The sequence below is a fragment of the Lysinibacillus sp. FSL P4-0201 genome, from assembly GCF_038593425.1.
GTDB lineage: Bacteria > Bacillota > Bacilli > Bacillales_A > Planococcaceae > Lysinibacillus > Lysinibacillus capsici.
This window is the reverse complement of record NZ_CP151995.1, coordinates 4,584,561-4,611,475: the sequence shown is the minus strand read 5'-3', so window position 1 is coordinate 4,611,475 and position 26,915 is coordinate 4,584,561. Positions and strand designations below refer to the sequence as shown.

At 35.6% G+C, this 26,915-nt stretch carries 27 protein-coding genes; 19 read left to right on the top strand and 8 right to left on the bottom strand.

The window, feature by feature from the left end; genetic code table 11:
• The first annotated feature begins 48 nt into the window (after positions 1-48).
• The 4 genes from queC to MKY76_RS23270 are packed head-to-tail and all read left to right on the top strand — an operon-like array spanning position 49 to position 2,484.
• Positions 49-708, top strand: a complete 660-nt coding sequence (gene queC / locus MKY76_RS23285) for a 7-cyano-7-deazaguanine synthase QueC (RefSeq protein WP_054548829.1) — start codon at positions 49-51, stop codon at positions 706-708.
• 3 nt (positions 709-711) lie between these two features.
• Positions 712-1,182, top strand: a complete 471-nt coding sequence (queD, locus tag MKY76_RS23280) for a 6-carboxytetrahydropterin synthase QueD (protein ID WP_004233408.1) — start codon at positions 712-714, stop codon at positions 1,180-1,182.
• Positions 1,175-1,903: a 7-carboxy-7-deazaguanine synthase QueE gene (gene queE / locus MKY76_RS23275; protein ID WP_004233410.1), complete on the top strand. Its 729-nt coding sequence runs from the start codon at positions 1,175-1,177 to the stop codon at positions 1,901-1,903. The genes queD and queE overlap by 8 nt, the downstream gene beginning before the upstream one ends.
• A 41-nt stretch (positions 1,904-1,944) precedes the next feature.
• On the top strand, positions 1,945-2,484 hold the full coding sequence (locus MKY76_RS23270) for a VUT family protein (RefSeq protein WP_054548832.1): 540 nt from the start codon (positions 1,945-1,947) through the stop codon (positions 2,482-2,484).
• 116 nt (positions 2,485-2,600) lie between these two features.
• On the opposite strand, the gene MKY76_RS23265 is transcribed toward MKY76_RS23270, so the two are convergent.
• Positions 2,601-3,791 (bottom strand): MFS transporter, encoded by a 1,191-nt coding sequence (locus MKY76_RS23265; protein ID WP_066038346.1) that lies wholly within the window; start codon positions 3,789-3,791, stop codon positions 2,601-2,603.
• A 245-nt stretch (positions 3,792-4,036) separates the two neighbouring features.
• On the opposite strand from MKY76_RS23265, the gene MKY76_RS23260 reads away from it, so the two are divergent.
• On the top strand, positions 4,037-5,284 hold the full coding sequence (locus MKY76_RS23260; protein WP_342557217.1) for a TerD family protein: 1,248 nt from the start codon (positions 4,037-4,039) through the stop codon (positions 5,282-5,284).
• Positions 5,285-5,323: 39 nt separating this feature from the next.
• Here MKY76_RS23260 and MKY76_RS23255 read toward each other — a convergent pair whose 3' ends face one another.
• On the bottom strand, positions 5,324-6,307 hold the full coding sequence (locus tag MKY76_RS23255; protein ID WP_257962082.1) for a tRNA-dihydrouridine synthase: 984 nt from the start codon (positions 6,305-6,307) through the stop codon (positions 5,324-5,326).
• 224 nt (positions 6,308-6,531) lie between these two features.
• Here MKY76_RS23255 and MKY76_RS23250 point away from each other — a divergent pair, with 224 nt between their 5' ends.
• From MKY76_RS23250 to MKY76_RS23230, 5 genes are all read left to right on the top strand, one after another.
• Positions 6,532-7,542 carry a GNAT family N-acetyltransferase gene (locus MKY76_RS23250; protein WP_342557216.1) on the top strand — a complete coding sequence of 337 codons (1,011 nt, stop codon included), beginning with the start codon at positions 6,532-6,534 and terminating at the stop codon, positions 7,540-7,542.
• 160 nt (positions 7,543-7,702) lie between these two features.
• Positions 7,703-9,571 carry a leucine-rich repeat domain-containing protein gene (locus MKY76_RS23245; RefSeq protein ID WP_342557215.1) on the top strand — a complete coding sequence of 623 codons (1,869 nt, stop codon included), beginning with the start codon at positions 7,703-7,705 and terminating at the stop codon, positions 9,569-9,571.
• A gap of 156 nt (positions 9,572-9,727) precedes the next feature.
• On the top strand, positions 9,728-10,402 hold the full coding sequence (locus MKY76_RS23240) for a peptidylprolyl isomerase (protein WP_342557214.1): 675 nt from the start codon (positions 9,728-9,730) through the stop codon (positions 10,400-10,402).
• Positions 10,403-10,595: 193 nt separating this feature from the next.
• Positions 10,596-11,150 (top strand): sigma-70 family RNA polymerase sigma factor, encoded by a 555-nt coding sequence (locus MKY76_RS23235; RefSeq protein WP_259420030.1) that lies wholly within the window; start codon positions 10,596-10,598, stop codon positions 11,148-11,150.
• A complete protein-coding gene (locus MKY76_RS23230; protein ID WP_342557213.1) occupies positions 11,147-12,235 on the top strand; it encodes a DUF4179 domain-containing protein in 1,089 nt (362 codons plus the stop codon). Before MKY76_RS23235 ends, MKY76_RS23230 begins: the two co-directional genes overlap by 4 nt.
• Positions 12,236-12,279: 44 nt before the next feature.
• Here the strand turns inward: MKY76_RS23230 and MKY76_RS23225 are convergent, their stop codons facing one another.
• A complete protein-coding gene (locus tag MKY76_RS23225; protein WP_103119029.1) occupies positions 12,280-12,612 on the bottom strand; it encodes a BRCT domain-containing protein in 333 nt (110 codons plus the stop codon).
• 95 nt (positions 12,613-12,707) lie between these two features.
• Between MKY76_RS23225 and MKY76_RS23220 the strand changes: the two genes are divergently transcribed.
• Positions 12,708-14,252 carry a histidine kinase N-terminal 7TM domain-containing protein gene (locus MKY76_RS23220; RefSeq protein ID WP_342557212.1) on the top strand — a complete coding sequence of 515 codons (1,545 nt, stop codon included), beginning with the start codon at positions 12,708-12,710 and terminating at the stop codon, positions 14,250-14,252.
• Between the two features lie 53 nt (positions 14,253-14,305).
• On the opposite strand, the gene gnd is transcribed toward MKY76_RS23220, so the two are convergent.
• From gnd to MKY76_RS23200, 4 genes are read right to left on the bottom strand one after another with little or no spacing between them, the layout of a single operon-like run.
• Positions 14,306-15,706 carry a decarboxylating NADP(+)-dependent phosphogluconate dehydrogenase gene (gene gnd, locus MKY76_RS23215; protein ID WP_269898053.1) on the bottom strand — a complete coding sequence of 467 codons (1,401 nt, stop codon included), beginning with the start codon at positions 15,704-15,706 and terminating at the stop codon, positions 14,306-14,308.
• 26 nt (positions 15,707-15,732) lie between these two features.
• Complete coding sequence (locus MKY76_RS23210) at positions 15,733-17,079, bottom strand: GntP family permease (protein ID WP_342557211.1); 1,347 nt, start codon at positions 17,077-17,079, stop codon at positions 15,733-15,735.
• A 15-nt stretch (positions 17,080-17,094) separates the two neighbouring features.
• Positions 17,095-18,636: a gluconokinase gene (gene gntK, locus MKY76_RS23205; protein WP_342557210.1), complete on the bottom strand. Its 1,542-nt coding sequence runs from the start codon at positions 18,634-18,636 to the stop codon at positions 17,095-17,097.
• A complete protein-coding gene (locus tag MKY76_RS23200) occupies positions 18,629-19,360 on the bottom strand; it encodes a GntR family transcriptional regulator (protein ID WP_048395289.1) in 732 nt (243 codons plus the stop codon). Before MKY76_RS23200 ends, gntK begins: the two co-directional genes overlap by 8 nt.
• A gap of 237 nt (positions 19,361-19,597) precedes the next feature.
• On the opposite strand from MKY76_RS23200, the gene MKY76_RS23195 reads away from it, so the two are divergent.
• Together MKY76_RS23195 and MKY76_RS23190 are read left to right on the top strand one after the other, a co-directional pair.
• Positions 19,598-19,804 (top strand): hypothetical protein, encoded by a 207-nt coding sequence (locus MKY76_RS23195; RefSeq protein ID WP_054548846.1) that lies wholly within the window; start codon positions 19,598-19,600, stop codon positions 19,802-19,804.
• Positions 19,805-19,979: 175 nt separating this feature from the next.
• Positions 19,980-20,252, top strand: coding sequence for a hypothetical protein (locus MKY76_RS23190; protein ID WP_004233441.1), 273 nt, complete (start codon positions 19,980-19,982; stop codon positions 20,250-20,252).
• Between the two features lie 68 nt (positions 20,253-20,320).
• Here MKY76_RS23190 and MKY76_RS23185 read toward each other — a convergent pair whose 3' ends face one another.
• Positions 20,321-20,812 carry a hypothetical protein gene (locus MKY76_RS23185; RefSeq protein WP_342557209.1) on the bottom strand — a complete coding sequence of 164 codons (492 nt, stop codon included), beginning with the start codon at positions 20,810-20,812 and terminating at the stop codon, positions 20,321-20,323.
• A gap of 155 nt (positions 20,813-20,967) precedes the next feature.
• Here MKY76_RS23185 and MKY76_RS23180 point away from each other — a divergent pair, with 155 nt between their 5' ends.
• The 6 genes from MKY76_RS23180 (at position 20,968) to MKY76_RS23155 (ending at position 26,791) form a co-directional block, all read left to right on the top strand.
• On the top strand, positions 20,968-21,117 hold the full coding sequence (locus tag MKY76_RS23180) for a hypothetical protein (protein WP_231595739.1): 150 nt from the start codon (positions 20,968-20,970) through the stop codon (positions 21,115-21,117).
• Positions 21,118-21,241: 124 nt separating this feature from the next.
• Positions 21,242-21,799, top strand: a complete 558-nt coding sequence (locus tag MKY76_RS23175) for a sigma-70 family RNA polymerase sigma factor (RefSeq protein WP_054548847.1) — start codon at positions 21,242-21,244, stop codon at positions 21,797-21,799.
• Positions 21,796-22,731, top strand: coding sequence for a hypothetical protein (locus tag MKY76_RS23170; RefSeq protein ID WP_048395297.1), 936 nt, complete (start codon positions 21,796-21,798; stop codon positions 22,729-22,731). Before MKY76_RS23175 ends, MKY76_RS23170 begins: the two co-directional genes overlap by 4 nt.
• A 95-nt stretch (positions 22,732-22,826) precedes the next feature.
• Positions 22,827-23,609 carry a nucleotidyltransferase domain-containing protein gene (locus MKY76_RS23165; RefSeq protein WP_342557208.1) on the top strand — a complete coding sequence of 261 codons (783 nt, stop codon included), beginning with the start codon at positions 22,827-22,829 and terminating at the stop codon, positions 23,607-23,609.
• Between the two features lie 374 nt (positions 23,610-23,983).
• On the top strand, positions 23,984-25,465 hold the full coding sequence (locus MKY76_RS23160; RefSeq protein WP_004233452.1) for a malate:quinone oxidoreductase: 1,482 nt from the start codon (positions 23,984-23,986) through the stop codon (positions 25,463-25,465).
• Positions 25,466-25,711: 246 nt separating this feature from the next.
• A complete protein-coding gene (locus MKY76_RS23155) occupies positions 25,712-26,791 on the top strand; it encodes an ankyrin repeat domain-containing protein (RefSeq protein WP_257962068.1) in 1,080 nt (359 codons plus the stop codon).
• Positions 26,792-26,915 lie beyond the last annotated feature (124 nt).

Below are 26,915 nucleotides of genomic sequence, written 5' to 3'. Positions count from 1 at the left end.
CACTTTTTCTTAGAGTGCTGTTTTTTCGATATAAGGGAGTCTTTATAGATGAAAAAGGAAAAAGCAATTGTAGTATTTAGTGGAGGTCAGGACAGCACAACTTGTTTGTTCTGGGCAAAAGAACGCTTTGAAGAGATTGAGGCAGTAACTTTCGATTATGGTCAAAGGCATCGTCTTGAAATTGACTGTGCGAAGGTGATAACAGAGGAGCTTGGTATCAAGCATCACATACTTGATATGTCTCTCCTGAATCAACTTGCTCCGAATGCATTGACACGACAAGACATAAAGGTGAAGGACGGAGAAAATGGTGAGCTCCCATCGACTTTTGTGCCTGGCCGCAATCTCCTTTTTCTTTCATTTGCGGGCGTTTTAGCGAGCCAAGTAGGGGCAAAGCATATTGTAACAGGTGTTTGTGAAACTGATTTTAGTGGATATCCGGATTGCCGAGATGTCTTTATTAAATCCTTAAATGTAACGTTAAATTTATCGATGGATGACTCCTTTGTGATTGATACACCCTTGATGTGGCTGAATAAGGCACAAACATGGGAATTAGCTGATCAGCTTGGTGCACTTGAGTTTGTACGACAAAGAACGTTGACTTGCTATAACGGTGTCATAGCAGATGGATGTGGTGAATGCCCAGCATGTAAATTGCGAAATAAAGGGCTTGATGAGTATTTAAGTTATAGGAAGGAGTCTTAAGGCATGTCAGATTTTAAAATCGTTGAGAGACTCCAGAGAATTGATGTGGATATTCAAAGAAATCAATTGAAATATCATGCAAAGCGTGTTCTCATAAGCAAAGAATTTACCTTCGATGCTGCCCATCATCTACATCATTATGAAGGGAAATGTAAAAATCTACATGGGCATACCTATCGAGCTATATTAGGACTGAGTGGCTACACAGATGAACGTGGTTTGATGATTGATTTCGGCGATATAAAAGAAATATGGAAACATAAAATAGAGATTCATTTGGATCACCGTTATTTAAATGAAACGCTTCCACTCATGAATACGACGGCAGAGAATATTGTTGTTTGGATTTACGAAAAGTTGACTGAGGCTTTGCTTGATGAAGGATATAACGGTGTACGTGTAGAGTTTATCAGGCTTTACGAGACTCCAACAAGCTATGCAGAAGCTAGAAGGGAGTGGATGGAAGTTGAGTAAAGTACCTGTTATCGAGATTTTTGGGCCAACGATTCAAGGAGAGGGTATGGTCGTTGGCCAGAAGACAATGTTTGTAAGAACTGCGGGCTGCGATTATTCCTGTTCTTGGTGTGATTCATCGTTTACGTGGGATGGCAGTGGAAAGCACCTTATTGTCCAAATGACAGCGGAAGAGATTTGGTCTGAGTTGAAACGTTTAGGGGGCAATGGTTTTTCATTTGTCACAATTTCAGGCGGCAATCCTGCACTCAATCCGAATTTAGCAGAGCTTATTGCCATTTTAAAAGAAAATGACATAAAAATCGGGGTAGAAACACAGGGGAGTAGGTGGCAAAAGTGGATGTATGAGATTGATGAACTGACAATTTCACCAAAGCCACCTAGTTCTGGAATGACCACAGACTACTCGGTGCTCTCTTATATCTTCGAAAAACTTAAAGATCGGAACAGCAATCACCATGTATCCCTCAAAATAGTCGTTTTTAATCAAGAGGATTACGATTATGCTAAACAAATTCACCATCGATATCCCATGATTCCTTTTTATCTTCAAGTCGGTAATGATGATCTCACGGCAACTGATAATTCACAATTAATGATGAATTTATTGGATAAATATCGTGCACTGATTGATAGAGTAATGAAGGATGAGGATTTAAGAGATGTTAAAGTACTGCCACAGTTACATGCCCTTGTGTGGGGAAATAAAAGAGGCGTGTAGGGTGTTCTTACAAAAATTAAATTTACTTGAGGAGTAATAGTTTGAGAATATTATTTTATTTATTATCTATTGTTATTGCTAATGTGGTAACGGCAGCATTTGCACCATTCCATTTTGGTATGTTTATTGTTCCAATGGGAACGCTTTTAATTGGGGCAACCTTTATTTTTCGGGATCTAGTACAAAATAAATATGGTAGAAAAAAGACGTATTTATTTATTATTACAGCTTTAATTTTATCAGCTGTGGTGTCATTCCTACTAGGTGATACACTTTTAATTGTGGTAGCCTCAGCGCTATCATTTGTTGTCGCTGAAACGGCTGATACTGAAATTTATACTCGATTAAAATTACCAATGGCTTGGCGTGTGTTCTACAGTGGTATTGTTGGAGGATTTCTAGATTCTGCAATTTTCGTAGTAATCGGCTTAAGTCCACTTGGTGCCAATATATTGCCATGGGAAGCGGTACCTGCCGCCATTTTGGGGCAAATTATTGTGAAGACGATTATACAAATGATTGGCGCAATTATTTTAAATAAAGTTGGGCCAATGAAAGAAAAATATATTATTCCAGAATAATTATTCCTTATTATGAAGATACGGATCACAAGTAAGCTTTTTAAAAACAGGCCCATTCGCTTTATTCGAATGGGTCTGTTTGATTTATATTCTTTCTAAGGTACCTCTTGCATTTTTTATGCTGTTTTCTTTTGTTTAAGGTCTAAATGATAACTAAAGAAAGTTAGTAGACTTGCACTGACGGCAACTATACCACCGACCCATGTGACATTCATCAAATTTCCTTGATGATATACAATGCCGCCTAATGCAGACCCAAAAGCGATGCCTACGTTACTTGCCACGGGCATAAGAGAAGCAGCGAGTCCTTTAGCATCTGGTTTATAAATTTCGGCCAAATCTATTAAATAAAGTTGAGTAGATGTTGTTAAGAGGATGGCCATTAGTGACATTAGTCCGATGTTCGCTAATCCTAAAATAAAATGGTTTGTTGTCCAAAATAAGCTTGTCAATACAATAGCTTGTGCGAGAAAGACAAACCGAAGTCGGCCGATGGCATTGTGAGTGGCAATTTTACCGGCAAGAATGTTGCTGAAAATCGAAAGAAAGCCGTAGCCGAATAAGATTAAACTTATAGAATTATTTGGTGCACCCATTCCCTTTAAAATAGGAACAAGGTACGTAAAGACTGCATAGGTTGCACCAAACCCGAGAGCAGGAATGAAAAAGGCAATTAAAATTCGAGGCTGAATCATTAAAGAAAATTGATCCCGTATTGAGCTTCGTACTTGGCTGAGTCGAGTAGGTAAGACAAAAAAAGATGCCGCAAACGCCAACCCTCCGAGAAGAGTGGTTAACATAAAAGTGGCATTCCAGCCGTACCATTCAGCGATTACAATTCCAATGGGTACTCCAACTACATTGGCCAGTGTAAAACCACCGAAAACAAATGATATAGCAAGGCCGCGTTTATTAATTGGCATGGTTTCGCTTGCAACAATCATGGCTAGAGAGATCAATACACCTGTTACAATCGCGGTCATAACCCGAAGTATAAGGAGCATAATATAGCTCGTTGAAATTACACACAGAGCATTTAAGGCAATGAAGGAACCTATCAAAAACAACATCCATTTACGCTTTGGAAAATGGCTTGTTGCTGACATCACGAGTGGTGTAGCGATGGCAAATGTGATAGCGAACGCAGAAACGAGTGTGCCTGCTTTTGCATTTGTCATATGAAGGCTTGAAGAAATATCAGTTAAGATCCCGACAATAACAAATTCGCTTGTCCCAAGAACAAATGTTAATAATGCAAGTGTTAAGATAAGTAACCAATGTCGCTTGGATAACTGTGTATGATGCATAAATACCTCTTTCTTTGAAGAATGTAACTGTGCTACTTAGTAGACACACAATTTAAACATCATATCATAAAATGCATTTATGAGAAATTAGATTGGTTTTCTGTAAATATCAGTGTTTGTTTCCGGTTATTTTCCTCTAAAGAAGGATTTTGTAAATATTACTCGAATTTTTTAATTGGAAGATTAACTTTACAATTTTATCAATTTGATATCTATACATAATAAGGGGATAAGGGGGGATTCACATGATTCAATTTCTTCAGATGGGAGCAAATACAGTTATAAGTTCCCAAAAAGGTAGTGTTACTATTAGCTACGAAATGTCTAATTCGATCGATATTTCGTTAACTGCATTTCTTTTAACGGATGTAAACAAGGTACAAGGAGATAGCGGCATTATATTTTATAATCAACCAACTAGCTTATCTGGTGCAGCTACCCTGATACCATCTGAGAATGTAGGGAATATAAAAATACATAAAATGAATTTTGACATGAGTAAAATCCCTGAAGGTATTACTAAAATAGCTATAACACTTACAGAAGATAATAGCCGAGGTTTTTCAAATGTGAAAAATTTAAAGGCAGAAATATGTACTGATACCAATATTATCAATTTAGCACCAGCTAATTTTGCAAATGAAAATGGAATCGTAGTATTAGAATTATATCTAAGAAATAGTCAGACAAAAGTGAGATCTATTTGGCAGGGATTTGATTCTGGGTTAGAGGGGTTATGTGAAAATTACGGTGTTGAGGTTGAACCTGAAGAACAAAACAAGCTTTCTGAATCAACAACTATAAAAAAACAAATGCTGATAGAACCTGATCAATCATTAAATGTTCCAGAAAGTACAAATAGACAAAACATGTTATCACAGATAAATCTTGAAAAGGTAAAGGGGAATGTCAGTCTCACCAAAGGTCAAAAGCCAGTTATCATTGATAAAGCGCCTGAAATTACTGCTACGGTATCATGGCAAACTGGTACTGACTACGATATATATGCTTTAGTCTATACAAAGGATGGTCAGCAGATCGATGTAGCTATGTTTGGTGCGAAAAATACACCCCCACTTAGGAGTTTTCACAACGGGGTAGTCGAACACATGGGGGATGTTGGGAGAGATGCTGGTTCAACAAAAACTGAAGTAATCAAATTGAGATTAAATAATAATGTTTTAGCTGTTGTTCCTGTGGTTTATTCCGCCCAATCAAATGGCACAGGCTCATTCTACAGATATAAGGTGTCTATGAGTATAGATAATCATAATGGAACCTCCGTTACTATTTTTGCTAAAAATGCTAATAATAATGATAGAATTTATTCCTGTGTGCCTGGAATACTTCATAATACTCCAGATGGTGTGATTATCAGCCCATTAGAGTTTTATAGTGAACCAAATTCTGAACGTAGACCTAAGCTGAAGATGGGCTCTTCTAATATGGTAGAAGTTCTAATGGATAAAGGCCCAATAAATGATTACAAGTAAAAGCAAATAAAAAGGAGAGTGGCGATAGCCAATCTCCTCTTATTTTTTCTCCTTTAGTTCGTGGGCAATATACGTAGCTAGTAATTCACGGACTTCATCCGTAGAATGTGCACCCAGTAATTGAACTCTCAATTGACTAGCCCCTTTGAAGCCACGTACATATATTTTAAAGAAACGTTGTAATGCTTTAAATGAACGTGTTTCGAATTCCTTGGAATAGTGGTCATGAAGGTTAAGGTGTAAGTATAGTAAATTAAGGTATTCTTTGGCACTATGCTCTTTAGGTTCCTTTTCAAAGGCAAATGGGTTTGAAAACACCCCGCGCCCAATCATTACACCATCGATACCGTATTGCTCAACTAGTTTTAGACCTGTTAAACGATCAGGAATATCACCGTTGATCGTCAGTAATGTGTGGGGAGCAACTTCATCACGTAGTTTTTTGATATCTCCAATTAATTCCCAATGTGCAGCGACCTTGCTCATCTCTTCCCTTGTACGGAGATGAATAGAAAGATTGGCGATATCCTGTTTTAAAATATGTGTAAGCCACTCACGCCATTCTGCTACATCCGTAAAGCCAAGTCTTGTTTTGACACTGACGGGTAAGCCTCCTGCTTTGGCTGCTTGAATAATATCTGCGGCTAGGTCAGGATGAAGAATTAATCCAGCTCCTTTACCTCTTTCTGCTACATTATCAACTGGGCAACCCATATTAATATCAATTCCCTTAAAGCCTAATTCCTTCATACCAATACTCATTTGACGAAAATGTTCAGGGTTGTCTCCCCAAATATGTGCAACAATAGGCTGTTCATCTTCTGTGAAAGCTAAGCGGTTACGTACATTATCTAACCCATCTGGATGACAATAGCTCGTCGTATTGGTGAATTCCGTAAAATATACATCGGGTCTCCCTGCTTCCTGAATGACATGACGAAATACAACATCTGTCACATCCTCCATTGGAGCTAAAATGAAGAATGGCCGTGGTAAATCAAGCCAGAAATTTTTTTGATTCATTGCTAAAATCCTCTCTTTCCAAAATACTACCTTGCAAAAAGATATCATATTTATTTTATTTCTACATAGTTAATTGGCTTAGCTTAAGGATAGAAATGCATCATTGTAATTAGACTTAGGCTCTCTTAGATTAGAAAGTAATTAAAAATATCCAACAAAATCCTGTATTATCTATAATGATATAATATGTAATATAATGTAGAAATTTAGGGGGGAGAGTTGAAGTGGGAAAATATAAATATAAAACAATCGATGTGAATGATGTACCCACAATGGCTGAATTACTCGAAAATAGACAGAGCCTTGAGGGTGAAGTATATCCATTTCTAAACAACAGCTGTCTTAATGCTGAACATATAACAAATATGCTTGAAAACTTATTTGCTCATAATACTATTAAGGGGATTGGAGCATTTATTAAAGATGACCTAGTAGGATATTTAATCGGAGTCATCAAGAATGACTCTCTAAGAGGCAGACATGTATGGGTACCATATGAAGGGTTGGCAATCAGAAAGGATCAATCCGCTGAGCTTATTAGAAAATTATATGCAGAGATTTCAGTGGTATGGCTAGAGCAAGGTTGCTTTATGCATTACACGATAATCCCTCTCGGAAATCAGGCTTACTATGATGCCTACCAACGATTAAGCTTTTCTATACAACAAGTACATGGGGTCATGAACATTGGGGATTATAAACCATTTGAAAATACATGTAATGCAGAGATTAGGGTTGCAAATAAAATGGATAGTGAAATGATGGGGAAAATGTCTAGGATCATTCAATCGTATCAAAATTCCGCACCTACATTTGAGCCTGTATTCCCTGAGGTTGTCATGAGCATAAAAGACTCATATAAAAGTATAGTAGAGGAGAATAATGATACATGTTTCGTTGCAGTAAAGGATGGGCAGGAATTAGGATTTCAAAAATATTATCCTATACATTCAGATTTGATGACACCTGAGCATGCAATAGAGCTAACGATTGCAGGTACTTACGCTTCTCAAATGGGAAGAGGTGTGGGAAAAAAGTTGATGAATGAAGGCTGTAGAAGGATGAAAGAGGCGGGCTATGAGAATATCATTACAGATTGGAGAATAACTAATCTTGCTGCATCGGCATTTTGGCCTAAGTGCGGTTTTAAGCCAGTAGCCTATAGAATGGTTAGGTACATTAACAGTGATATAGCCTGGGCAAACTTTAATAACCCAAGTATAGGATTATTGTAAATTTAGTTAGATTTATAAAATTCTGCTGTTATGAAGAATTCAAACAGCTGGCTAGACACTTAAAATTTAGTTTTAGATTGCTTGCCTATACTTCGTAAATATTGACATTTATTTTTTAGACAACTAAGCTTAATGGAAAAATAGTGCTGGGGGGCTGCCAGTGGAATTTATTAAATTAAATTGTCCAAATTGTAATGGGAAAATTGAATATAAAGAAGAGCAAACATTCAAATGTCCTTTTTGTGATACGGAAATCATGTTGAAAGAGAATAAAATTTATTATGTTGATCAAACGATTAATAATTATTATGGAACAGCTTCTCCTCATACACCATCCCGTCCAAAAACAAATTTAAAGCTGCTCTTTATGATACCAATTGTCATGATGTGTGTATTCCTTGGGTATTTTCTTTTAAGTAGTAATCAAACAGAGGATGGAAACCGTGAAGAACTATCCGTTCGAACAATGCCTGAAAGTGAAGTTCTACTGTTCTTTTTAAAAGATATTTTTGATAAAGGTGGGACGATGCCAGCAAAAGAAGAGATTGCAAGTATTCGATATTTGGCTGCCTACTATTCTGACGATCAATGGCATTTTGATTATAGTCTAGAAGATCCTTTTACAAATAAGGAAGCTAAAATTTCTACTTATATCATTATGGATAAATTATTAAATACGCAAAAAATTGAACAAAAGGACTTTGAGGCCTTTACTGGATTAACGGTTTTAAAGCTCATGAATGATTATGAAATATCACAAAGTGAAAAAGTAAGCTTCCAACATCTTGAAAACTTAAAAAGTTATACAGGTAGTTTTAATGAATCATTTAGTAAAATCGCAGGATATTTTAGTGATAAGTCAAATGTTAAAGAGCTCTCTATCCAAATTAGAAGTAATGATGAACTTGCTTTATTATTAGAGTTCCCCAATCTTCAATCTCTAGAACTATCTTATGTGGCTGAAGAGGTGACAGATTTTCAGATTCTAAATAAATTATCGCTGAAATCACTTTCCTTAAAATCAATTAATGATTTAAAGTGGCTGTCTACACTAACTAATCTAGAGTCGTTAGCAATAGACATTAGTGAAGCTACAGATTTTAGCCCACTTTACTCATTGACTCAATTACAAGAATTGAAGCTTACGTCAGTAAGAAATTTAAAAACGCTTGATTTTATACAAAACATGCCTAAACTACAATCTTTAGATCTTGAAAACATGAATATCATCAATTTAGATAGACTTAGAAATATGTCATCTTTAACAAAGCTACGTTTAGCTTCTCCTGGTCAAGTTGAATTGTTAGATATGGTTAACAGTCTAACGTCATTGACAGAGTTATCGTTAACTGGCTATCATGGTGATATTTCATCGATTGTAGCGCCCCATTTGAAAAAAGCAGAGCTGAAGAGTTCATTTTTACCACAGCTAGAAGCACCCGCTTTAAGAGATTTGACGGTTTCTATAAGTGGATCGGATTCGCAATTGAATGGTGCAGAACTACTGAAATACCCACAGCTAGAACAGCTTACAGTCATGGAGTATGGAATTCTTACAGGTATTCGTTCATTAAATGACCTACCTCATTTGCAAACAATCAATTTAAATGAGACCCTCTTTTATGAAACCAATGACTTATTCAATTTGCAGCATGTAAAAATGTTAAACTGTAATGAATGTAATTTTCAGGTGAATAGCAAGCCATTTACGAACAACGTGCTGGAGCATTTAACTTTAAATGATGTTTCCATTCAAATTGGTAATGGGGAATGGGTGCAAGAAGTAGATAAGATCATGCCTTACTTTGCTGGCTTTACAAATTTACGTTCATTCACTTTACAAGATAGTTCACTACAATCGTTAAATTTCTTGGGAAATTGGCAACAAATAGAGGTGCTTCATTTAGAAAATAATGCTATTTCGAATGTAGAACCCTTAGTGAATTTGCCCAACTTAAAAAAACTATATATTTTAGGGAATCAGGTACAAAATCAATCTGTATTAGACAAGGGAATTATGATTTATTGAAATAATGTGAATTAATAGCAACCTACGAAATTAATATAGTAGAAATAAAAAGAGACAATGACAGGAATATTCTGTCATTGTCTCTCTTGGATTTGTCCTACAGTTTGGAATAGTTTTATAATGAATTGATGCTTAACAAGAGGAGTTGAAAAGGATATGTTCGTACGTAATAAAGGTTTGTTTTTTATGCTATCTCTGCTAGCCATTATTGTTGTTTTGACAGGCTGTGGTACAGCTAAGGATAGTGCGAAAACTGAGGGAAAAACAGCTAAAGAAACACAAGAAACAATGGATTATGCGTCAAAAGTGAAGGAAAATCCAATTGTGACGATTACGATGAGCAATGATGAAAAAATTGTTATTGAATTGGAGCCTACTGTAGCACCAAATACAGTAGCTAACTTTATTGCTTTAGTAAAAGATGGATTCTATGATGGTCTTATTTTCCATCGAGTTATTCCTGATTTTATGATTCAGGGTGGAGATCCTAAAGGAAATGGTACTGGAGGATCTGATTATTCGATTGATGGTGAGTTTACCTCAAATGGATTTGAAAATAATATGAAGCATGAACGTGGTGTTATTTCGATGGCTCGTTCAGATGATCCAAACTCAGCAGGCTCACAATTTTTCATTATGGTAAGGGAAGCATCACATCTTGATGGAAAATATGCTGCTTTTGGCAAGGTGATTGCAGGTATGGAAACAGTTGATGCCATTGTTGGAGCAGAGCGAGATGCTACAAATAAACCACTAGAAGATCAGCAGATGAAAAAGGTAGAGGTGGATACAAAGGGCTTTGATTATCCAGCACCTAAGGTAAACAAATAGTTTTCGTCCCAATGCTATTGGTTAAAATCTATACTATAAACATTAAAAAGGCTAAATCAATTGAGATTTAGCCTTTTATATTTGTTAAAAAATTGAAATTATAAATATTTTTGAGTAATATGAGAAGAAATTTAAGATTGAGCGATGTTTTATATAAAGGATCCTTTATGTTTGTGGAAGAAAGGGTGTTTGCATGAGGGTAACAGATGAAAATTTTATAAAACATCTTAAGAAAAAACGAGAAGAAGCACTTCAATATGTCATTGATGAATATATGGGGATTATCAAAGCGATTATTTATAATGCTCTAAAATCCTATAATGATCCTCAAATAATAGAGGAATGTATTAGTGATACATTTCTAGGGGCTTATGAAAATGCTAAACAATTTAGAGGCGATAAAGAGGATTTTAGAAGATGGATTTGCACGATAGCAAAGTTTAAAGCCATTTCGAAACAAAGAAGGTTGTCTAAAACGCCATATTTTTATGAGCTAAATGAAACAGGTGAAGCCGCAATATCGGCTGAAGAGGAATACTTAATCAAGACAACAACAGAGGAAGTGCTCATCATGATGACGCAATTAGAGCAGTTAGACCGTGATATTTTTACGATGAAATACTTTTTAAATATGAAAAACGAAGAAATTGCTACTCATTGTGGTTTAACAAAAGCCGCTATTGATAATCGATTATATCGTGGGAAAAAACGATTACAGCAAATTCGTTTGGGGGGAAGTATGACATGAAAAAGCTATATAAACAATTTAATGATTTAAATCTTGATATAAATATAGAGCCGATGGAAGTGAGCTCACTTGAAAAAGAGAGAGTGAAAAGAAATGTCATGATAGTTAAAAAGAAAAGGCATTTCATTAAAAATTTTATTGTTGCAGCTACTTTTTTTATTGCATCCAGTATGACAATTGGTTATTCGTTTCCTACATTTGCTGCAAATTTACCGTTTATTGGAAGTGTATTCGAATTGTTTATTGATGATGAAAGGTATGTATTTAACAATTATGATCAGTATTCTACAAGTGTCGGAGTGAGCCAAGAAAGTAATGGAGTTGAAGTCACTGTTACAGATGCTGTATATGATGGTGAAAATATTACTATTGCTTACACTATAAAAAGTGAAAAGGATTTAGGAGAAAGGCCAGTTTTATATGGTGACAATCGTGAACTAACTGCTGAGGAATTTGGTAATAGGTATCGATATGGTGGCTATTCAACAAATTATTTGGTTCAAAAAATAAACAGCAATGAGTATGCAGTATTGTATATTTTTGAACTCATTAGAGGCTCTAAGCCCGAGGAAGTTCACATTAATTTTCAAGGAAATCAAATTGTTGATTTAAATAATGTAAATAAGTCAGTAGCAGGAGACTGGGCATTTGAATTTACTTTAGAGAAGCTTGAAAGTGAAACAATAAAGGTGGAAAAAGATAGTATGAAAACAGAAGGGGAAGGTATAAAAATTGAAGCTTTTAAAATAACCAAAACACCTATCGCTACAACATTTTATCTTTCCGAAGAAGTCTTGGTGGAAAAAGAAAATGAAGCTTGGCGAGGAGTTCTCATTGACTATATTGTGACAGATGATTTAGGGAATGATTATAATGTCATTCATTTTAGAGGAACTGGTCATAGTACAGATTTTCAAGGGCGTGAAAATTACCCTCGTATTGTTGCAAACAAATTTGATGAACAAGCTACCTCGATTATGATCACCCCTGTAGTAGGTGTATACAAAATTAAGGATAGTACAGGGGCATTAGAACCGATAAAAGAGCCATATACATTAAAGCCTATTGCTGTTCCGATAAAGTAAAAAATTAAAAGAGTATGTAAGAAGAACAACCTTACATACTCTTTTTACTTATCATCTTTCTTTGGGATTGAAATAAGCCATAAAAAATCATCTTCTATTAATATTTGAATGTCTTGCCCCTCACGGATTAGTTGCTCAGCTTTATGCTGCTTGGCGCTTATACCCCTACGTTTATTACCAAGCACAACGAAATCAGTATGTTGTGTAACAGCTCCCTGTAAATACCCTCCATAGGCTTTTACTTGTTTGAAGGCTTCGGATCGTGTCATGGTAGAAAGGGCGCCTGTGAATACAATTTGTTTCTTATAAAAGGGGTGGGTTAGATTTTCAACTGGATCAGAAAAGAAAATGATTTCTGAGTTATCCTTATTAATCATATTCGTTACTCCTTAAAAAATTAATCGATAAATAAATCCACAAAATTTTATATGTATGCTACATTAAAATTAAAAATATAAAGAGGTACATAGACATGAATTCGCAATTGACTGCTTTCATTACTCTTAGCTGCACATCAGGTGTACTAAATTTGTATTTATGTTTATACGTATTTCTAAAACGCTACAATTATACAAAAATTGCTCAATTGTTTATTAGTTATACCGCATTAATTGCGGTATATTGTTTTGCCTCTGCTTTTGGTTTAATCGCTACAACATTAAGTGCCATAAAGGTTTGGACGGCCATCCAATATGTAGGTATGGCTTTTTCAACGCCTCTCGGATTATTGTTTATCATGCAATACCTAGGCTTTCATCTGACAAGGAAAAAGATAATGGCTCTTCTTGCCGTTCCATTTATTAGCTTAGTCATGGTTGCTACAAATGATATACACCATTTTCATTATAGAGTATTTGAAATAGATCCTATATTAGGGGCACCTTATGTTCATCAGGAAATTGGCATATGGTATATCATTCATGGCATATTTACTTTTGGCTGTATGTTCGTATCCTTCTTATTAGTATTAATCCATTGGAAAGAGACTACTAAGGCCTACCGGCAACAATTAATTGCCTTAATGTGTAGTCAACTTATTCCTATGATAACAGCATTCATCTATTTATTGGGCTTAACACCTCAAGGAGTTGATCCTGTTCCTATGGTATTATGGGCTTCTTCATTTTTATATTTATGGTCTATTAATTCCTCACGGTTATTTAGGGTGATGCCTGTTGCCAAGGATGCAATATTTCATAGTATCAATGATGGGGTTATTGTCTTAGATGAATCTGCTCGATTAATAGAGTTTAACCAAGCCTGCAGCAAGGTATTTCCTCAGCTAACCAGATCCATGATTGGTAGGGATATTAGGAAAACATGGCTTGAAGTAACTGGACAACCGATGCCATTTACATTGGAGGCAGTGGTGAATACGCAAGACATCGAGATGATGCTTTCTGATCATACTTATCAAGTGCGTGTTACAGAGCTGCAACATGTTAATCATGGTAAGGGGTTATTACTTATTTTCACTGATATAACAGAGTTGAAGGAGCTACAAAGACAGTTAGAGCAACTCGCTTTTTACGATGAACTTACACAAATTTATAATCGTCGAGCTTTTTTTCAACAATGTAATCAGGCTTACAGCGAGGCAAGAGAATCATCCTCAGCTTTTACTGTCATTTTAATGGACATTGATCATTTTAAAAACGTCAATGATACGTATGGGCATGCTATCGGTGATCAATTACTAGTTCATGTCGTAAAGGTTTGTCAGAGTGTGTTGAAAAAAGGAGAACTGTTTGCACGGTATGGCGGTGAGGAATTTGTTCTTGCACTCAAGGACTCTACATTATTAGAGGGGCAAGCATTAGCTAATTTGCTCTGTAATAGCGTAGAATCCCAGCCACTTATGACTACTGAGGGAGCAATTCGTGCTACTATAAGCTGTGGTGTAGCAGAAGGCACAAAGGGACAAGAGACACTGTATCAGCTTTTAAACAGTGCGGACAAAGCACTGTATGCGGCAAAACAAGCAGGCCGTAATCGAGTACATGTTTTTCTAGAATAAAAAAGCTAAAATATACAATCATTGAGGCAATGATGTATATTTTAGCTTTTTACTTACCAATTTGTATGGAAAACACCTTGTGCATCAATTCGTTCATACGTATGCGCACCGAAATAATCACGTTGTGCCTGTAACATATTAGCATTAGATGAACCTGTTCGATAACTATCGTAATATGTGAGAGAAGCACTCAAGCAAGGGAACGCGTTTCCTGCTTGGATGCCTTCACAAACTATTTTTCTTAATCCATTTTGATAGTCCATCGACTTTTCTGCAAAGTACGGATCAATTAATAAATTATTTAGAGAAGGTTGCTTTTGATAGGCTTCACTAATAACATTTAAAAATTCTGCTCGAATAATACAACCACTACGGAAAATTAATGCAATATCTTTTAATGGTAAACGCCATTCATAAAGCTCTGATGTCATTTTATATTGTGTAAATCCTTGCGCATAAGCACATATTTTCCCCATATATAGCGCTTGGCGGACGTATTCAATCCAGACATCTTTATCTAGATTTTGTTGTTTATAATTTGGTCCAGATAGTATTGCCTCTGCTTGAATTCGTTCCTCTTTTAATGATGAAATATAGCGAGCGAATAAGGCCTCCGTAATAATTGATGTAGGAATACCATTGTCTATAGATTGCAGGCTTGTCCATTTCCCAGTACCTTTTTGACCAGCTTTATCAAGTATCATATCAATCAGTGGTAATCCTGTTATCTCATCTTTTTTCCTTAAGATTTCAGCTGTTATTTCGATTAAATAGCTTTTCAATTCGCCCTGATTCCATGTTTCAAAGATAGTAGCAATTTCCTCAACGGATAATCCTATATTTTTTCTTAAAAACGTATAGGCCTCCGCAATGAGTTGCATATCTGCATACTCGATTCCATTGTGTACCATTTTGACGAAGTGACCTGCGCCCTTGGGACCAATATACGTACAGCATGGTGTATCATTCACTTGCGCTGCAATCTTTGTCAGTATAGGTGCTACTTTGTTATAGACCTCTTGATCACCACCAGGCATAATAGATGGTCCTGTCAATGCTCCTACTTCACCACCAGAAATACCAATCCCTAAATACCCGATTTCTAAAGCTTTAAGTTCATCGTATCTACGCTCTGTATCTTTATAATGAGAGTTGCCTCCATCCATAATGACATCGCCCTTTTCAAGGAAAGGCACTACTGATTGGATAACTGAATCAATAGCATTCCCAGCTGTCACCATCAAAAAAATCTTTCTTGGTTTTTCTAAAGCTTGTACAAACTCTTCTATTTCATAGTAAGGAGTAAGCGCTTGTCCTTCAACTTTTTGTAGAAGTTTGTCGGTTAAATCTCGTGTGTAATTATAAACGGCTACTTGCTCGCCCTTATTAGCCATGTTTAAAGCGATATTACTGCCCATAACACCTAATCCAATAACGCCAATTGTATTTAACATTGTACTTGCTCCTTTTTAAATATTTTTTAAACAAATAAACTAAGTAATAAAATAAACCCTAAACCAGCCACAGATACAATTGTTTCTAGCAAGGTCCAAGTAGCGAATGTTTCCTTCATGCTCAATCCAAAATATTCTTTAAACATCCAGAAACCTGCATCATTAACATGTGAAGCAATTAAGCTTCCTGCACCTGTTGCCAACACGACCAAGGCAAGGTTTACATCACTTTGACCTAACATTGGAATGACTAACCCAGCTGTTGTTAAAGCAGCAACCGTAGCTGACCCTAATGAAATGCGTAAAATAGCCGCAATAATCCATGCTAGTAAAATTGGCGATAAGGTAGTTCCATGGAAGAGTTCAGCTACATAATCACCGACACCACCATCAATTAAAACTTGTTTGAAGGCACCACCGCCCCCAATAATTAAGAGCATCATACCGATATGGGAGATTGCTGTTGTACATGACTCCATTACTTGCTTAATAGGAATATTCCTTGCGATACCCATTGTATAGACGGCAACTAATAAGGAAATTAACATGGATGTACCAGCTTCACCGATGAAGCGGATACCTGCTAAGAAGCCATTATCTTCAAAGCCAATTGTTTTTTGTAACAGTGTAATAATAGTAGCAATGGACATTAAAATAACGGGTAATAGTGCAGTAAAAACACTTATTCCAAAACTCGGTGTGTCCTCTAGTTCAAATGTTTTTTGTTCACCTAGAGAGGCAATATTTCCAGTTTTGTTGAATGATTCAGGCACTAACCTTTTCGCTAATTTTGTAAATAATGGTCCAGCTAAAATAACAGTCGGAATGGCGATGAAAAAGCCATAAAGCAACACCTCACCAATATTTGCCCCAAATTCGCCAGCAATAACAGTTGGTCCAGGATGTGGTGGCAAAAATCCATGTGTGACAGATAAGGCTGCGGTCATTGGAATTCCTAAATATAAAATAGATACCTTTAATTGTCTTGAAATAGCAAAGACAATTGGGATTAATAGCACAAGACCTACTTCAAAGAAAAGAGCGATACCGATAATAAAGGATGCTACTACAACTGCCCATTGAATGTTCTTTTCTCCAAATTTATTCACAAGGGTCATGGCAATACGCTGTGCACCGCCAGAATCGGCAATTAATTTTCCTAGCATCGCTCCAAGACCAAATATTAGTGCCAAGTGACCTAATGTTCCACCTAACCCTGCTTCAATCGTTTTTACGATAATATCCAAAGGCATCCCAAGAGCTAAAGCAACACCGAATGAAACAATGATTAATGAAATAAACGTATTTAATTTAAAGCCCATTATTAAAATTAACAGCGCAATAATACCAATACCTACAATAACTAATGGCATGTATTCTCCTCCTCTTTAGTCGGGCTTAATTAAGCTCCTTTGATACTGAGCAATTGACGTATAGTCGTCTGCTAAAACTCTAGATAAACGAATGAAAATTGGGAGTAGCTGTCTATATTCTTTGGCTGCTTCTTCGATTGGCGTATGTTTATAAGTGTCACCAACCATATCAGCGACAACGTCAAAGGAATCAATTTTTCCTGTAGCATATAAGCCTAAAATACAAGCGCCTAGACAGGAGCTTTCATAGCTTTCAGGTACTACCACTTCGGATTCAAAAATATCCGCCATCATTTGTCTCCAAATCTCAGAGCGTGAAAACCCGCCTGTTGCTTGAATACGAGTGACAGGGCTTTCCATACATTCCAGTAATGCTAAATAGACAGTATATAAATTGTAGATAACCCCTTCGAGGGCAGCTCGTATCATATGTTCCTTTTTATGAGACATAGTTAAACCAAAAAATGAACCACGGACATCTGGATTCCATAAAGGCGCACGTTCACCTGATAGATAGGGATGGAATAGCAGCCCATCAGCACCAGGTCTAACACGTTCAGCAATTTTCGTTAACACTTCATATGGATCAATACCTAGTCTTTTAGCTGTTTCAATCTCAGAAGAGGCAAACTCATCGCGAATCCAGCGTAATACCATACCACCATTGTTTACGGGTCCACCAATGACCCAATGGTTTTCTGTTAGTGCATAGCAAAAAATTCTACCCTTTACATCTGTTTTGGGCCTATCAATTATGGTACGGATAGCACCGCTTGTCCCAATAGTGACAGCAATTTCGCCTTCTCGAATGGCGTTCACACCTAGATTAGAGAGCACGCCATCACTTGCACCAATGACAAAAGGTGTTTGTGGGTCAATACCAATTTGTTTAGCTAAAAGGTCATTGCAATTTAAAAATAGTTGAGTTGTTGGTACGAGTGTGGATAATTGTGCTTTCGCAATACCTGCAACAGCTAAAGCTTCTTCGTCCCAATCTAATGTATGGAGATTCATCATACCCATACACGAAGCTAATGAATAATCGACGACATATTGATCAAAAAACTTTTTAAAAATGTATTCTTTAATACCGATATATTTCTTCGTTTTGCGCGCGATTTCAGGATGTTCATGCACAAGCCAAGTAATTTTGCTTAGTGGTGACATTGGATGAATAGGTGTACCTGTTCTTTTATAAATTTCATGGCCATTCCAGTCAGCTTTAATTTTATGTGCCCATGCTTCACTACGATTATCCGCCCAAGTGATGACAGGTGTTAACGGTTGATCATTTTCGTCCATAGCGATCACACTATGCATAGCACTACTAAAGGAAACAAATAGTAATGGTTTATCAGAATGGACTTTCATAATGCTGGTAATGGCTTGTAGTACAGCTTGAAAGATTTCTTCTGGATTTTGTTCTGCTGTCGAAATATCCGGTGTATATAATGGATACCCAATATTTTCTTGTTGAATAACCTTCCCATGTTGACTAAATAATACGGCCTTAGTGCTAGTAGTCCCTATATCAACACCTAACATATAGTTAGTCATTTTGTGGCTCAACCCCTTTAGATAGCATTTGCTGTGACCGCCATAAATCTTCTACTTTGCCTTGAACATCATCAAAATTTTCATGTAAGGATTTAATCATAAGCTCTCGATCTTTGGCTCTAATAGCGTCAATATAGAGCTCATGATTTTTCACAATACGAGTAAAATCCTCATATTTCTCTTTAAAGCGCATGCGCATAGATAGTAAAATCAAGCCTTCCATTACTGGCTTTAAATTATTCCAAATCATGGTGATATAGGAATGTCCGATGGAACGAATAATTGTCTCATGGAACATAACATCCTGATAAGAAAATTCGTCTGCATCGTTATACTTAATGGCAACTTTCATCATTTCTAATGTTTTGCTAAGTTCTAGTGCTAAGCTAGTTGTATCCATTTTTATGAGACGTTCAAACACAAATGTTTCAATCAGCAATCGAACATCATAAATTTCTTCAATCTCTTTTTCAGATAAACCAATGACAACAGCACCCATTTTCTCTAATCGAATGATATTTTCAGAAGCTAATATTCTTAAGGCTTCACGAATGGGTGAACGGCTTACTTCAAAATCAGCTGCCAGTTTGTTTTCTGAAAGAATGGTACCGCTTTCAATTAAACCTGAAATAATACGCATTCTAAGTTCATATGCTACGCGATCACCTGTAGAAGCCTTAGAAAGCCATTTTTGTGGATATAAATAATCATTATATTCGCTCATAATATCACCCTTTTTGATTTGAAGTATACTTGTATACAAGTATTATAGTCAGAAAGAAAATAAGATTGCAAGCGACTTACTAACAATCAAAAATTGAAAAATCCTCAACTCTATACTTAGCTAAAAAAAATAATTAATGCACATTCTTTTTTCCTCCTTGGACAAACTTTAGAATGAAAAGTTCGTAAAACTTGTACAAGGTTTTAAAGCTTTTCAAATAATCGATGAAGGATGGTTATGTCAAATATGGATACAAATCGTAACAGATCAAATGGTACGAAAAGTGCAAATAAAACAAATCAACAGCGTCAGACACTTCATCGTGAGGAGTTTGGTGCTGAATTTGAGCTTGATTCAGCTTCAGCACAAATCAATAACTTTGCTGAAACACAAGGAAAAACAGATATCAAGCAACCAGTCAGTGAGAGGACTGCATGGCACTAATTTATATTTGACAACTATTCATGACATTGAGAGAAGGACTAAGGCATATGCCTTAGTCCTTTGATTATAGCCTGGGAAATATTGTGTTTATTTTCTTCCATACATATTATCAGAGCATTTCATAATACTACATCTAGAACAATGAAAACATTTTTAAGAAGGGAAGATATATACATTGGCTAAGCACTCCGATACAAGTTGGAAGCAGGATCATCCTAGCACATTATTTAGTAACTCCGTGCAAAAGGCGGATCGTCTATTAAAGCATGCAAAATCACATCCAGAGGAAATAGCAATAGAACATGCATTTAATCAGATTAAGCATGCTGAAAATGCACGTTTCAATGCAGAACAATATGGTGAGCATTTGGATACGGTTCAGCAAAATAAAGAATATCTAGAGCAGATTAAACAACAATTACATGAAATGAAAAATGATACTGAATAAAAAATAACAATAAACAACGGCTTAAATTCACGCAGTGAGGTTTAAGCCGTTGTTTAAATGTGATTAAATTAACACCAAACAATGATTTCATAGGGAGTGGTTTGAGAAGGAATACTCCTAGTGGTAGGACCATAAACAACAATGAGGTTTCGATTGGCAGGACTATTGGTAAAAGGCTGCCCATTTTTAAGTGAAATAATCGTAGTAGGAGAAAGGTTTAATTGTAATTGTCCATCACTACTCAGTAATTGTTGATTAAAGAAATCTACCTTTACATTATGATAATTGCTTTCTTTTACAATAATTAAAGCACGGTATTGTGGCGGGTAAATCATCGGTACAGGTGCATCTCCATCATAATATCCTGTTACCCATTCACCAGTTGTGACAATTTCACGATTAACAAAATAGGTGGAGGGAGAAATAATAAAATTGACGACCCCACCAGCACCATCTTCTAAGGTCATTATTTTATAACAACCATTCTTATCTCCGTTTTGCCCAACAGAAAAATCACTGACTTGAGTGATAACACCTCGAAAAGATTTAAAATTGACCATACCCATTCCCTTCTTACATATTTCTCATTTTTAGCGTATCATTTTAATTTATGTAGCATTGTAAAATTAGGTGACAGACAATGAATAGGATGCTATTTGATAGCAATCAACTTATACTAAACATGCTTACTATTAGGACAGAGGAGTGGCATCTATTGAATTGGATTTCTAAAAATAAGAAAATCTTTCTATTGTTAATTTTCGTTGTTATTGTTGTCGCTGGTATACTGGATATTAAATATGAGGGATTATTCTTTCAGCTATTACCTACATCAATACAAACATTTTTATCTAATTTATTTTGAAATGTGGAGAACCGTACCTAAAAGAGTGCGGTTTTTTCATTACCAGAATTTTTGCCACAACATGCAACCAATTGTTTGGATTATCTACTTTATAAGTAAGAGTACATAAAAGGAGAAAATGCAAATGGACGATGAAAAAATAGTTGCTTTATACATACAACGCTCACAGCAGGCTATTTTGGAAACAAGGAAAAAATATGGAGCATATTGTAGAGTAATAGCAAGAAGAATCTTGGCAAATTTGAGGGATGTTGAAGAATGTGAGAATGATGCCTACCTAGCTGCATGGAACACAATTCCTCCACAGATACCAAGAAAACTATCTATTTTTTTAGGGAGAATCATACGTAATATTGCACTTGATAAGCATAGCTATAATACAGCCAAAAAAAGAAACAATGAGTTTGAGGTCATTCTCACAGAGCTGGAAGAATGTCTAGCTTCTTCTCATACAGTAGAAACATCCTATGAAGCGGGTGAACTTGCTCAATACATTAGCCAATTTTTATATACCTTAGATGAACAATCTAGAAATATATTTATTCAGCGATATTGGTACTCCTATTCTATAAAAGATATTTCCTTACACTTTCAAATGAGTAGTAGTAAAGTTAAGTCCAACTTATTTAGAACACGTAATAAACTAAGATTTTATTTGGAAAGCGAGGGATTATATATATGAAAAAAGAGGAGTTATATCGTGAAATTGGATTTATAGAGGAAGAATTAATTGAAGCAGCCAACTATGAAGTAAAGAAGAAAAGTTTTTCTAAAAAATGGCTCGCTGTGGTAATAAGTATGATGATCGTAAGCTCAGTTTCTACTGCCACAATAGCAGCAGCTTACTATAAACATCAAAATAATGAGCTTTATATTCGTTATTTATCAGCAGAGGATATGGAACTAATGCCAGCTACAAAATATGATGCAGATAAATTTCTAAAAGCTCTAGATAGTGACAAAGAGGAGTATATCTATATTGCAATAAATAGGCTAGTAGAGAGCTATAATGATGAAAAGTTGAGAAATAAGGCGTTAAAGGCTATTCAGCCGTTTATACAAAGTGATAACAAAAAAATTGCAAATTCGGCTATTTTTGCTGTCGATATTTTATCGGGAAGCTTTAAAAGTCAGCAGGTATATAAATTAGCAGATGGGAGCGTCTTCTTTACTTTATTCAATAATTATTCAGATTACGGAAGCCAAAATGTTCTTTGGCGTATAAAAGATGATGTGCTAGAGGCATATTCTAGCTTCTCCAGTCCATCAATGTATATTAAAGAGATAATTCCTTCACCTGATCAGAAATTAATTGCTATTGTCACGAACTCTAATAAAAGTGAATTTGTTGAAGTCATCAATGTGGAAGAGCGAATGGTAAGCCCAGAGTTAGTAGAATCTTCAAGGGTTAAATATGGTGCTGAGCAAGGGTTAGATACTTGGATTCGAACAGATCATGAAAACTATAGCTATGTGGATCATCTTAGATGGAAGGGAGATGCTACAATAGAATTTGAAGCTAGTCTTTCCTATGATGATACGGCGATTATTAAAAACGTGGTAGTCACTTATGAAGTTAGCCAAAAGAAATTAACTGTTAAAGAAATTAAATAAGAAGCAGATAAAAACAGAAAACGTATTTAAAGGTTTTCTGTTTTTTCAATAGTATTGTAGAAATAAATCAATTAAAAAGGGAGTGAATGATATCAATGGCAAAATGGAAAATAGCCTTAGAAACGTTCCTGAAAGCATGGCAAGATAAAGAGGAAGTTGTAGGAGCGCTCGTATGTGGGAGCTATATTACTGGAAATCCCTCTAAGCGCTCTGATATTGATGTTCATATTATTTTGGCGGATAATGTGGGGTGGAGGGAAAGAGGGAATCGTGTTATTGATGGTTTTTTAATTGAATACTTTGCGAATCCACCAAGTCAAATTCGTGGGTATTTCCAAGATGATTTTAAAAAAAGAAGAACCATGTCGATGGTCCAATTTAAAACAGGTAGGATTTTATTTGATTATACTGGAATAATAAAAGACTTGAAATTTGAGGCAGAGGAATGGCTCGAAGAAAAATATAACACAATGAATGAAACGGTCTTAGAAATAAAAAAATATGAACTATGGGATGCACTAGATAATTTAAAGGATTGCTATGAGCAGGATAGAATGGACTTTTCCTTTACCTACCATAACTCATTAGCCAATTTATTTTTGGTGTACTGTCAGTTTTTAAATCTAGAAACGATACCCTTTTATCAAATCTATGCCTATCTTGAAGATCCAATTTACCTGCAAAAATATAGTAAGTCAGCATTTCCAGATGAGGACTTTAGAGAAATTTTTATGAGAGCAATGCATGAGGACAATGCTGAAAAGATGATGGCGTCATATGAAGCAGTAGTAGAGTATGTGCTCATACAAATGGGTGGTTTTCATATAGATGGCTGGCATATAAAAAGCCCAATCGAAAGTTTATCTGTGGAAAATTGAAAGTTAGTTCAGATACAAGACGAGCTCCATATTTATATGTTATTATACAGATATAATAATAAAAAGAACCTATTTTTTATGAAAATGTCAACCATTTTTAGGCCGATTATTCCAATAAGCTTAAATAATTCAATTTTTATCTAGAACAAAAAGTGATTTTTTTGCTTGAATTATGATTGGAAAGGCTCGAAAAAAGCTGATAACTCTCATATAAATAGTTGATATTTTATTCTTGAACTAATTGTGATAAACTGCAATAAGGTAATAATTGATACAGAAATGGTGTGCTCCGAGGTTGCTCCATGGCTACAGTACTTCTAAAGTGGGAGTGCTTACATCCTTTCTGCAAATCTTAACATATAAGGAAGGTAAAAATGAGTAACAGACAAATTAAATCAGATGTTATCTTAATTGGTGCCGGAATCATGAGTGCAACTTTGGGAACATTACTCAAAGAATTAGCACCAGATTGGAAAATTACAGTGTTTGAAAAGCTTGAAAAAGCAGGCGAGGAAAGTTCTCACGAATTAAACAATGCGGGAACTGGACATGCTGCGTTATGTGAGCTGAACTACACATCAGAGAAAAAAGACGGATCAATCGATATCAAAAAAGCGATTAATGTTAATGAACAGTTCCATGTTTCAAGACAGTTTTGGTCGTATCTTGTAAACAATAAGCTGATCAATAATCCACAAGACTTCATTATGCCTTTACCACATATGAGTTTAGTACAAGGGAAAGAAAATGTTGAGTTTCTAAAGAAACGTCATGAAACGATGACAAAAAATCCTTTATTTGAAGGAATGGAATTTTCTAATGACCCTGAAACACTAAAAAAATGGATTCCACTTATTATGGAAAATCGTCCTGCTGGTGAAGACATTGCTGCAACGAAAATTGACACTGGTACAGATGTTAACTTTGGTGCTTTAACACGTATGTTAATTGATCATTTAAAAGCAAAAGATGTAGATGTTAACTATAACCATAGTGTTGAAAGTTTAAAACAAGCTAGTGATGGTACATGGGAAGTACGTGTGCACGATTTAGATGGCTGTAAAATGGAATATCATTCAGCAAAATTTGTCTTCCTTGGAGCTGGTGGAGGAAGCTTAGAATTACTACAAAAATCAGGTATTCCTGAAGGGAAACATATTGGTGGATTCCCAATTAGCGGTTTATTCTTAGCATGTAATAATCCAGAAATAGCTGAACAACATCATGCAAAAGTATACGGAAAAGCAAAAGTTGGTGCTCCACCAATGTCGGTTCCGCATCTTGACACACGTTATATTGATAACAAGAAATCATTACTATTTGGACCATTCGCAGGTTTCTCTCCTAAGTTCTTAAAAACAGGTTCAAATATGGATTTATTTGCTTCTGTAAAACCGCATAATATCACAACTTTATTAGCTGCGGGCGTGAAAGAGATGGGCTTAACAAAGTATTTAATCCAACAGCTTATGCTTTCAAAAGAACAACGTATGGAAGAGTTACGTGAGTTCATTCCAAATGCAAAAAGTGATGATTGGGATATTATCGTAGCTGGACAACGTGTACAAGTAATTAAAGATACAGAAGCTGGCGGTAAAGGAACACTTCAATTCGGTACAGAAGTTGTAAGTGCTTCTGATGGCTCGATTGCAGCTTTACTAGGGGCTTCACCAGGTGCATCTACGGCTGTACATGTTATGCTTGAAGTTCTTAATAAATGTTTCCCTCAGCATATCAAGGAGTGGGAACCAAAAATTAAAGAAATGATTCCATCTTATGGTCTATCATTAGCAGAAAACCCTGAGCTTCTAAAAGAAATAAATGCAACAACAGATAAAGCACTTGGCTTAAAATAAAAATAAGTCATGGTAAGCGTTTAAGAAAGAGCTCTCAATCAGAATAGATTGAGAGCTCTTTTTAATTTGAATAAATTCTTTCCTGGGAAATTTTATATCCAATTGCCTTCTTTTTAATAAAAGAACCATCAAATTTGCTATAAATCTTGCCCTGTGTTTTATGACACTATAGCTCTATGTCCCATTGTGATATAGATGGTAGTTTTCTATACTTTTTATATACATAAGAAGGGAGCCAAACTATAGATGATTAAGCTACAAGATATTGGAACATTTTCAGAACTACCAGAGCTTGCAATGTATATCTATACTGGCAATATTACGGCGTTGCAGGCTATGAGGGATAAAGGTTGGAATATTGAAGAAGAGATATGTTTAAGTAAGCATACATCATTAAGCCCATTGGATTTAGCATTGATTGCACAAAGATTGGATGTAGTGAAATTATTAGTTGAATATGGGGTTAATTTAAATGTGGAAAAAAATCCTTCTTTTTTAAGAGCTGTTCGATATTGTAAAGAAAATATAGTACGTTACCTTGTTGAACAAGGAGCAAAATTAGATGGCTATAATCAAGTTGGATCTGGAGCCTATTCTCAGGCCTACTATGGCAATAAAAGAAATATCCCTCTTATTCATGAACTTGGGCTTGATATAAAGCAGCATGGAGGTCCTGTATTGCGTCAGGCTGTGTCGAATTTTGATAAAAAAACAGTCACTTATTTACTTGATCAAGGAGTAGATATTAATTATCAAAAGCCTGATATGGTCTATCCCTATGAAGCAACACCATTAACAGTTGCAACAAGAATGGGAAATATAGCTATGGTGAACTATTTGATTGAACGAGGTGCAAACGTCACTTTAGCGGAGAAAGATGGTGAGAGAGCTTATACAATTGCTGTACGTATGAAAAATGTGGAACTAGCAAATTACTTAAAGGCTCTAGAACCAATAGAACTCCATACTATTGAAAACAAAAAAGAGACATTGAAAAAATACAAGTTACCAGATGAATTGATTAATTTTCTGACAGGAGATCGACTGCATCTTGAGCTTGCACCAAATGATTATGATATTCACTTTATCGATTTTTTCAAACTAACTGATACAATTGAGATGAAACTAGGTCATAGAGAGCTCCTCCTTCTTTCCGCAAATATCGACAATTACTCTGATTTGCAAATAGTCTGGAACCCAAAAGGAGAAGGCCATATAGGGTGCTATGATGTGGAGCATGAGGAGTATGCTAATTTATGTAGTTTTAAAGAATTTATTGGTAGACCTGAAATATACCTTATCCGTTTTCTTGAAGGAGAACTATAGCAATGTTTTAAGCTACTGATAAAAATGTGAATCAACTGATTAAATGAGCCTCCCTGCTATTCAACTTAAAAGTCGATGAGAGTAAGCATATTCTTTCTAAGAAATATGCTTACTTTTTATTGCT